A 6,082-nucleotide genomic window follows, 5' to 3' on the forward strand; every position below is an offset into this window, starting at 1 on the left:
ACGAAGTCATGAAGTACGACACTCATAGTATTGAGATTTGAGATGTTAGTTATTAGACTTTTGTTATTGTATGTTCTTTTTTTATTCATTGGTTTATTGTTTTATGAATAATGTATTCATGAATCCTTTGGATTTGGCTTGATACAAAAACATTTGAGATGTTTGCTATTATTATGTTCATTTTATTAATTACTTTTTTCTTGATAAAAAAGTAATCAAAAAATCAAGGCTTCAATTCTCGCCGGTCAATCATCATTTCGTTTCACTAAAATGTTTAAATCACTCCCGATGGTCGGTAAACATTTTTGCGCTTCTCTCAATGGATTGACACTCGTCTGTAAATTGTTATGCCATTTTGATTTAGATGCCGATACTCTATTTTTTTTGAGTTTGTTAGCGAATGATTTGTTCTTTGTTTTCATTTTGTCTTGTAATCAGAAAACACTTGAGATATTAGACTTTGTTTTTATATGTTATTTTTTATTCATGGCTTTATTATTTTAAGAATATTGTATTCATGAATCTTATGGATTTGTCTTGACACAAAAACGAATCAAAAAAGTCAAGGCTGTAAAACGATTAACCTAAAAATGAATATTGATTCGGGAATAAATTAAATCGCTCCTTTCAGTCGGTAATTTATTCTTATCCTTCTCAATATTCATTTTCTTAACGGTATCGTTTTAGAAGCCGAATTTATTTTTCTTCCAATGTTTTATTCTCTTTCTGTACTTGATCGTATGCTAATTCTTTGACTGCAAGACGTACGAACCATTTTTAGAGATTCTCATAAAACCGTGTTTCTTTAATGCTTTACCCAATTGGTTTACTGTTCCGCTATTGATATTAATGTTACTGAAAAAAGCTAACCTTGTGGCTATTTGAGTTGCATTTAGAAAAACTGTTGCTGTTTCCTTATCTGCTTTTTCGAACCACGTTAATAACAATTTTTCTTTTGGGGATTTGATTTGGTATTACTCGTTGTTTTGGTTAATGTTTTTAATTTCTTCGTTGTTAAACCAATACCTGAATCCTTCATCAATGAGATACAATGCTTGTTTGTAACAGTTATCGAGGTTTACGTTGTGTAAAGCAACCTGTGTACATTCTTTGAATTGTACTGATTCTTTAATCAACTGTTCCATTACTTTTTAAGTTTTAGTTATCTTATATTTTTTAATGTAATTTGATGTAAATTAAAACCTTACAATGGAAAAACGTGTCGCTTTATGGATGATTTACTTTCTTATTTGATGTATTGCTCTATTCTTTATAATATATGTTTTTCAACCACAAACTTGCTTTTACTAAAAGGATTAATACCGGAACCTCGACCAACGGACCAATAACTCCTACAAAAGCTTGTGGCGAGTGAATACCAAATATCGCAATAGAAACTGCAATGGCCAATTCGAAGTTATTACCTGTTGCTGTAAATGAAATAGATGCATTTTTATCATAAGGAACCTTCATTGCTTTATTGATAAAGAAACTGATAAAGAACATTAGCACAAAATAGATTATTAACGGTATAGCAATTTTAATTACATCCATTGGTAATTCAAGTATTTTATCTCCTTTTAAACTAAACATTACCACAATAGTAAATAATAATGCATAGAGAGTAATGGGTGATATTTTGGGTACGAATAAACGATTGTACCATTCTATACCTTTCTTTTTAATTAGCGTATATCTCGTGATAAAACCTATTAAAAAAGGAATACCTAAATAGATCATTACACTTTGCGTCACTTCGATCATTGAAACCGAAACATTAAAATTAGCTAAACCTAATTTTGCAGGTAATACATTAATGAATAACCAAACCAAAAAGCTGTAACTCAAAACTTGGAAAATACTATTTAATGCGACTAACATTGCTGTGTATTCTCTATTAGCCTTCGCTAAATCGCTCCAAACGATCACCATTGCAATACATCGAGCTAAACCAATTAGTATTAATCCAGACATATAATCCGGTTCGTCATGAAGAAATAGAACTGCCAAACCAAACATTAAAACGGTTCCGATTACCCAATTTAGGATTAAAGATATTCCGATTACTTTTTTGTTTTTAAATACTTGTGGTAATAAAGAATAATCTACTTTGGCTAATGGCGGAAACATCATGATTATCAATCCTAAAGCTAAAGGTATATTGGTTGTACCCACGCTCATACGCTCTATTAAAACAGACATATTTGGAAAGATATAGCCAATTGTAACACCTAAAACCATGGCGATAAAAATCCATAAGGTTAGGTATCTATCTAGGAATTTTAGTTTTGGTTGCATCGTTTATTTAGTGATTTGTGAAAATATGTACATCATTTCAGTTGCTATTTCGATACTACGTTGCTTGTAAATTTCTGTTTGTTGAAGTGTTCCATCTGAAATTTTTGGATCTTCGTAAGTTATTGGAATTCGTTTTTCTGCACCTGCAATGAAAGGACAACCATCATCTGCTTGGGAGCAAGTAAGAATAGCTGCGAAATTTGAAATGGGATTGAATGCATCATTATATTTCTTAGAAAAACCGATAATTGGTGAACTATTCTCATCATATTTTATCGCATAAATAGGATTATTACTATCTGCAATTTTAAAGATTTGAAAACCTTGATTGCTTAGCGTTTCAATTACTTTTGGAAACAATGCAGTTTCTTGTGTACCTCCTGAATAACAATTGATATTTTGGATATTATAATAAGCAGCAGCGAATTGTGCCCATATCTGAGCTAAATGACTTCTGCGTGAATTGTGCGTACAAATAAAGTTGAGATTTATAGCTTCCTTACGATTGAATTTTTCTTGAATATAAACAACCAAAGGTTGCAAATTAGCTTTCCTTTGGTCGTCTATAAAATTGAAATTTAGTATTTCTGATACTGTTGTTTTTAATGTACTATTCATTATCTACATCAAAAAATTAACAACAACCAGAATTAGGTGTGCAACAAGAAGATTTTTCTTCTTTCACTCTAAATTTATTTTCAGTTGCAACGGGAATACCGCAAGCATCTTCCGCTAAACAAGCTGTTTTTTTATTTTTTAAAATGAAATGTTTTCCATTAAATTCAAGATCGTATTTACCAATTGTAGTCGACTGATATTCTACTTCAATTTCGGCATCTTCAATACCTAATTTGTTTTCGGATAAGCGAATTATATTTAACAATTTACCTGGTTTTAAACGATGTTCGTAATCGTCTGCATTCCACAGTTGAAAGTTTACTACTTTTTCATTTCTAATAACTCCACCACAATCAATAAATTTCTTTGTGATTTCTCCCACTTCTGTAACGTGGAAATGTTCTGGTACGAAAGTACCATCCTCTAATTGAAATTCAACATTTTCTAATGTTGGTAAGATTTCTTTAATTCTTGACAGTTTCATATGCTTTAATTATTTATTTTTAATCGCAATATTACGATGTTTTATTTCAAAAAAACGCCTTAACAGCATTTCTCTATTTTGACATTTTGATTAAAAAAGTTAGAAAACTCATTCTGAATTGCAACCCAAACCTTTTCATCAATACAATAACAAACCGATTTTCCTTCGATGGAACCTTGAATAATTCCGATACTTTTTAATTCTTTAAATGTTGAGAAATAGTAGCTTGTGCCAAACCTAATTCATCCACCAAATCCGTACAGATACACGCATTCTGTTTGATGATATGCTGAATAATAGCCACACGAGCAGGATGTCCTAATACCTTGAATAAAGTAGCTAGTTTATTTTGCTCGTCAGTGAAGATTTCCGATTTAGTTATTCCCATTATTGATTTATTATCATTGCAATATTACGATATGTTTTATAAATACTAAAATTATTTAATATTAATTATTCAATATACTGTTCTACTGCTTTATCTAATTTCTCGTTTACGATTTTGGCATAAAAAAAAATCTGTTACGTTTTACAACCTAACAGAATTCTATCTTATTTATATCTTAAAATGGATTATTTAATCGTAATGGAAACGGCACTTTGCAATTAATATCTGATTATCTTCGTACTTGTAAATTAAACGATGTTCTTCGTCTATTCTACGTGACCAGAAACCTGAATATTTATGTTTTAATGGTTCTGGTTTCCCAATACCAGTAAAAGGAGTACGTGAAATATCTTTCAATAAATCATTGATGCGTTTTACTTTTTTATTATCGGTTTTTTGCCAAAATAAATAATCTTCCCAAGACTCATCTACGAAAATATATTTCATCTATTCCTCGATTAATTCTCTTTCAAAAGATTGATTACTTTTTAATTTTTCAATGGCAGCATCTAATCTTGACTCATTGATACGAGAAGATAATTCATGATTTGTAGCCATTAATGAATTGTACTCTTCTAAAGACATTACAACAATACCAGAATCTTTCCCTCTGTTGATGATTAAGGTTTCAAAATTCTTTGAAACTCTATCTAAATAAGATTTAATATCTTTTCTGAAATCTGAAACACTTGCTATTAACATAATCTTGTATTTTATTATGTACAAATATATGTACAATATTTTGATTTGCAAAATCTATTTTTATACATTATTCTAAAATAAATATCTATTATTCAATAAATTGCTCTACAGCTTTATCCAATTCTTCGTTTACAATTTTAGCGTAGATTTGAGTTGTTCCGATATCGGAGTGATCTAAAAGTTTAGAAACATACTCAATACGCATACCGTTAGCTAAGGCTTGTGTTGCAAATGTATGTCGGCTTAAATGAAATGATATCGAGAACGGAAATTCTAATTCTTTACCGATTCTACGCAATTTCTGACCACATAATACATTTTTGCTACCAATTACTTTTAGTTGGTATTCGTTGGATTGTTCGAAGAAATTAGCTTCTGAAATGATTGGAAATACAAAATCATCTGGTTCGGAAGTTTCTTTTTTGTATTTGTTTAATATCTCTAAAGCAGATTGACCTACTTTGAATTGATGTGAACGTTTTGTTTTACGAATGTTTAATCTGATACGTTGTTCGTTTTCATCGTAGTTTTTCCATTGTAAGGTAACGACATAACTAAAACGTAATCCTCCGGCATAACAACTAAAAATAAACATATCTCTGAAGTAGGTATCTGTTTGACCAAATGAACTCTTGTGGTTTTTTAGCTGCTCGATTTGTTCTTTGTTTAAAAACAGTCTTGTACTCTTGTCTTTTTTGATTCGTACACTTGCAAATGGGTAAGTATTTAAACTGATGACTTCTTCACGAATGGCATCTTTAAACATTATGGCTAAAATTGAACATTTGTATTAAAACTAACATTAGTAATTTATGAACAAATTGAAATAACTGTAAGAAAGCTTTTTTACCAAAAAGGACGCAAGTTTAACAAATTGTGGAATGCCAAGGTAGTTTTTCGTTTAAATCATGACATAAAAATAAACGAATATCCAAACAGTTATTGCAATAGCGAATCAATGCTCTGTTGTTATTAATATTATTTAGATAACTGTCCATTCAAATCTTGAAAGAGACAATTAGATTATGAAATAAAACAAATTTCTACAATTAAAAACATGATAGCTTTGAAATTTCATATAGAAAACTTGCTGAAAAGGCGAGAGTCAATTTAGCGTAATGAGCGTAAAAATGGCTTACTGTTCGCGCAATCTTCCTCTCGTAAACCCAAAATAGTAACTCAAAAAGCGTGCTTTTCTCGTCAAAAACCTCGTATCTCACTTCTCACATCTAAAATTCTCAAAAAATATTTCCCATTGTACCAGCAACTTAAGAGAAGAATGTAAATTAATTGTAAAATGAGTTTAGAAGTTCGGAAAAATGGGTTGTATATTTGCAATCCCAATACGAAAGACGAGTAGTATTGTACTTGACATAAGGACTTATATAGCGACAAAATTTATTTAAAAATAAATTTGTGAGTTTAGAAATAAGTTTTACCTTTGCAAACCGATTCCGAAAGGAGTTTGAGAGTGAAAGTAAGAATTGACTTATTGAAATAAAAATTTTAAAATTCATCAAAATAAATTTTGTTAGTTAAAAAATAAGTTTTACCTTTGCAACCGCAATTGCCGAGAGGTTTTGCTAAGATGA

Annotated in this window: 9 protein-coding genes and 1 pseudogene; all 10 read right to left on the reverse strand. The window is 30.2% G+C overall.

Features of this window, described 5'->3' with window-relative positions:
* Positions 1-245: 245 nt before the first annotated feature.
* Entirely contained in the window at positions 246-422 is a 177-nt protein-coding gene (locus tag B4E59_RS14300) for a hypothetical protein (protein WP_221857048.1), read from the reverse strand.
* A gap of 552 nt (positions 423-974) precedes the next feature.
* The gene (locus B4E59_RS14305; protein WP_291053614.1) at positions 975-1,145 is read right to left on the reverse strand and encodes a hypothetical protein; all 171 of its coding nucleotides are present in this window, start codon (positions 1,143-1,145) and stop codon (positions 975-977) included.
* A gap of 118 nt (positions 1,146-1,263) precedes the next feature.
* Positions 1,264-2,298, reverse strand: coding sequence for an ACR3 family arsenite efflux transporter (arsB, locus tag B4E59_RS14310; RefSeq protein WP_291053617.1), 1,035 nt, complete (start codon positions 2,296-2,298; stop codon positions 1,264-1,266).
* Positions 2,299-2,301: 3 nt separating this feature from the next.
* Positions 2,302-2,916: an arsenate-mycothiol transferase ArsC gene (locus B4E59_RS14315; protein ID WP_219035446.1), complete on the reverse strand. Its 615-nt coding sequence runs from the start codon at positions 2,914-2,916 to the stop codon at positions 2,302-2,304.
* 16 nt (positions 2,917-2,932) lie between these two features.
* Positions 2,933-3,400 (reverse strand): DUF6428 family protein, encoded by a 468-nt coding sequence (locus B4E59_RS14320; protein WP_219035447.1) that lies wholly within the window; start codon positions 3,398-3,400, stop codon positions 2,933-2,935.
* A 59-nt stretch (positions 3,401-3,459) separates the two neighbouring features.
* Positions 3,460-3,788: pseudogene (locus B4E59_RS14325) on the reverse strand (ArsR/SmtB family transcription factor).
* Between the two features lie 189 nt (positions 3,789-3,977).
* Positions 3,978-4,235, reverse strand: coding sequence for a Txe/YoeB family addiction module toxin (locus tag B4E59_RS14330; RefSeq protein WP_219035457.1), 258 nt, complete (start codon positions 4,233-4,235; stop codon positions 3,978-3,980).
* Positions 4,236-4,490: a type II toxin-antitoxin system Phd/YefM family antitoxin gene (locus tag B4E59_RS14335; RefSeq protein ID WP_219035458.1), complete on the reverse strand. Its 255-nt coding sequence runs from the start codon at positions 4,488-4,490 to the stop codon at positions 4,236-4,238.
* Positions 4,491-4,578: 88 nt separating this feature from the next.
* Positions 4,579-5,256 (reverse strand): tyrosine-type recombinase/integrase, encoded by a 678-nt coding sequence (locus B4E59_RS14340; protein ID WP_291053622.1) that lies wholly within the window; start codon positions 5,254-5,256, stop codon positions 4,579-4,581.
* 100 nt (positions 5,257-5,356) lie between these two features.
* Positions 5,357-5,488: a transposase gene (locus B4E59_RS14345; protein WP_219035460.1), complete on the reverse strand. Its 132-nt coding sequence runs from the start codon at positions 5,486-5,488 to the stop codon at positions 5,357-5,359.
* Positions 5,489-6,082: the final 594 nt, after the last annotated feature.

It is taken from the genome of Empedobacter sp. UBA2044 (assembly GCF_002333005.1).
GTDB lineage: Bacteria > Bacteroidota > Bacteroidia > Flavobacteriales > Weeksellaceae > Empedobacter > Empedobacter falsenii_B.

Bases quoted from the DNA above. Each gene is read 5' to 3' on its own strand.
- B4E59_RS14300 (WP_221857048.1), bottom strand. From the start codon at position 422: ATGAAAACAAAGAACAAATCATTCGCTAACAAACTCAAAAAAAATAGA.
- B4E59_RS14305 (WP_291053614.1), bottom strand. From the start codon at position 1,145: ATGGAACAGTTGATTAAAGAATCAGTACAATTCAAAGAATGTACACAG.
- arsB (WP_291053617.1), bottom strand. From the start codon at position 2,298: ATGCAACCAAAACTAAAATTCCTAGATAGATACCTAACCTTATGGATT.
- B4E59_RS14315 (WP_219035446.1), bottom strand. From the start codon at position 2,916: ATGAATAGTACATTAAAAACAACAGTATCAGAAATACTAAATTTCAAT.
- B4E59_RS14320 (WP_219035447.1), bottom strand. From the start codon at position 3,400: ATGAAACTGTCAAGAATTAAAGAAATCTTACCAACATTAGAAAATGTT.
- B4E59_RS14330 (WP_219035457.1), bottom strand. From the start codon at position 4,235: ATGAAATATATTTTCGTAGATGAGTCTTGGGAAGATTATTTATTTTGG.
- B4E59_RS14335 (WP_219035458.1), bottom strand. From the start codon at position 4,490: ATGTTAATAGCAAGTGTTTCAGATTTCAGAAAAGATATTAAATCTTAT.
- B4E59_RS14340 (WP_291053622.1), bottom strand. From the start codon at position 5,256: ATGTTTAAAGATGCCATTCGTGAAGAAGTCATCAGTTTAAATACTTAC.
- B4E59_RS14345 (WP_219035460.1), bottom strand. From the start codon at position 5,488: ATGGACAGTTATCTAAATAATATTAATAACAACAGAGCATTGATTCGC.